Origin of the sequence: Metabacillus kandeliae (genome assembly GCF_021166585.1) — a bacterium.
GTDB classification, from domain to species: domain Bacteria; phylum Bacillota; class Bacilli; order Bacillales; family Bacillaceae; genus Metabacillus_B; species Metabacillus_B kandeliae.
In genome coordinates this window covers 1-1,273 of the sequence record NZ_JAJOZE010000030.1, presented here as the reverse complement: position 1 = coordinate 1,273, position 1,273 = coordinate 1, and the positions used below count along the sequence as shown (strand labels likewise).

At 50.7% G+C, this 1,273-nt stretch carries 9 tRNA genes and 1 rRNA gene; all 10 read right to left on the bottom strand.

Annotated elements, in window-relative coordinates:
- Positions 1–6: 6 nt before the first annotated feature.
- A tRNA-Ala gene (locus tag LRR81_RS21150) sits at positions 7–82 on the bottom strand.
- An 11-nt stretch (positions 83–93) separates the two neighbouring features.
- Positions 94–170: transfer RNA gene (locus tag LRR81_RS21145), tRNA-Pro, on the bottom strand.
- Between the two features lie 15 nt (positions 171–185).
- Positions 186–262 (bottom strand) — tRNA-Arg (locus LRR81_RS21140).
- Positions 263–281: 19 nt separating this feature from the next.
- A tRNA-Leu gene (locus LRR81_RS21135) sits at positions 282–367 on the bottom strand.
- A gap of 6 nt (positions 368–373) precedes the next feature.
- A tRNA-Gly gene (locus LRR81_RS21130) sits at positions 374–448 on the bottom strand.
- Between the two features lie 5 nt (positions 449–453).
- Positions 454–535: transfer RNA gene (locus tag LRR81_RS21125), tRNA-Leu, on the bottom strand.
- Between the two features lie 13 nt (positions 536–548).
- Positions 549–624, bottom strand: a tRNA-Lys gene (locus tag LRR81_RS21120).
- A 59-nt stretch (positions 625–683) separates the two neighbouring features.
- Positions 684–759 (bottom strand) — tRNA-Thr (locus LRR81_RS21115).
- Positions 760–781: 22 nt separating this feature from the next.
- Positions 782–857: transfer RNA gene (locus LRR81_RS21110), tRNA-Val, on the bottom strand.
- 183 nt (positions 858–1,040) lie between these two features.
- Positions 1,041–1,156, bottom strand: a 5S ribosomal RNA gene (gene rrf / locus LRR81_RS21105).
- Positions 1,157–1,273: the final 117 nt, after the last annotated feature.

Below are 1,273 nucleotides of genomic sequence, written 5' to 3'. Positions count from 1 at the left end.
TTTAATTGGTGGAGCCTAGCGGGATCGAACCGCTGACCTCCTGCGTGCAAAGCAGGCGCTCTCCCAGCTGAGCTAAGGCCCCATTATCTGAAGTGGTCGGGAAGACAGGATTCGAACCTGCGACCCCTTGGTCCCAAACCAAGTGCTCTACCAAGCTGAGCTACTTCCCGATTCAAATATGTAAATGGCGCGCCCGAGAGGAGTCGAACCCCTAACCTTTTGATCCGTAGTCAAACGCTCTATCCAATTGAGCTACGGGCGCATATAAAGTAACTTCTAAGTGCCGAGGACCGGAATCGAACCGGTACGGTAGTCACCTACCGCAGGATTTTAAGTCCTGTGCGTCTGCCAGTTCCGCCACCCCGGCATAAAATGGAGCGGAAGACGGGATTCGAACCCGCGACCCCCACCTTGGCAAGGTGGTGTTCTACCACTGAACTACTTCCGCATTGATGCGGGTGAAGGGACTTGAACCCCCACGCCGTAAGGCGCCAGATCCTAAGTCTGGTGCGTCTGCCAATTCCGCCACACCCGCATATGAATAAAAATGGTGAGCCATGAAGGACTCGAACCTTCGACCCTCTGATTAAAAGTCAGATGCTCTACCGACTGAGCTAATGGCTCGTACAAGACAAGAATATTTCTCCGAAAAGGCTGCAGAGCTCAGTACACGAAGAACCAAGTGGTGCCGGCAAGAGGACTTGAACCCCCAACCTACTGATTACAAGTCAGTTGCTCTACCAATTGAGCTACACCGGCATATAATGAAGCGGTTTAAAAATGGTGGAGGATGACGGGATCGAACCGCCGACCCTCTGCTTGTAAGGCAGATGCTCTCCCAGCTGAGCTAATCCTCCAGTAGTTACGGCTTCCGATAAGCGGCGCATTCCGTTGTCGTCTTTACTCACTCGCATCCTCACGTACTAACGTACGCTCCCTCGCTCGACTCCTAGGACTGCTTGCTTCTCGAAACCCTGATTCTCTTTACACTGTTTTGCTTGCTTATGCTTTTTCCAAGCATACTTCATAAAAGAATCGCTGCCCGGCGACGTCCTACTCTCACAGGGGGAAACCCCCAACTACCATCGGCGCTGAAGAGCTTAACTTCCGTGTTCGGTATGGGAACGGGTGTGACCTCTTCGCCATCGTCACCAGACAACTTATCTTAAAAAGAGACAAGATTTATTATATCGGGTCCAGCAAAAAATGCAAGACCTTTTATATCATTGTTCTCTCAAAACCGGATAACTTCAAAAACAAGAATTCTAGAGTG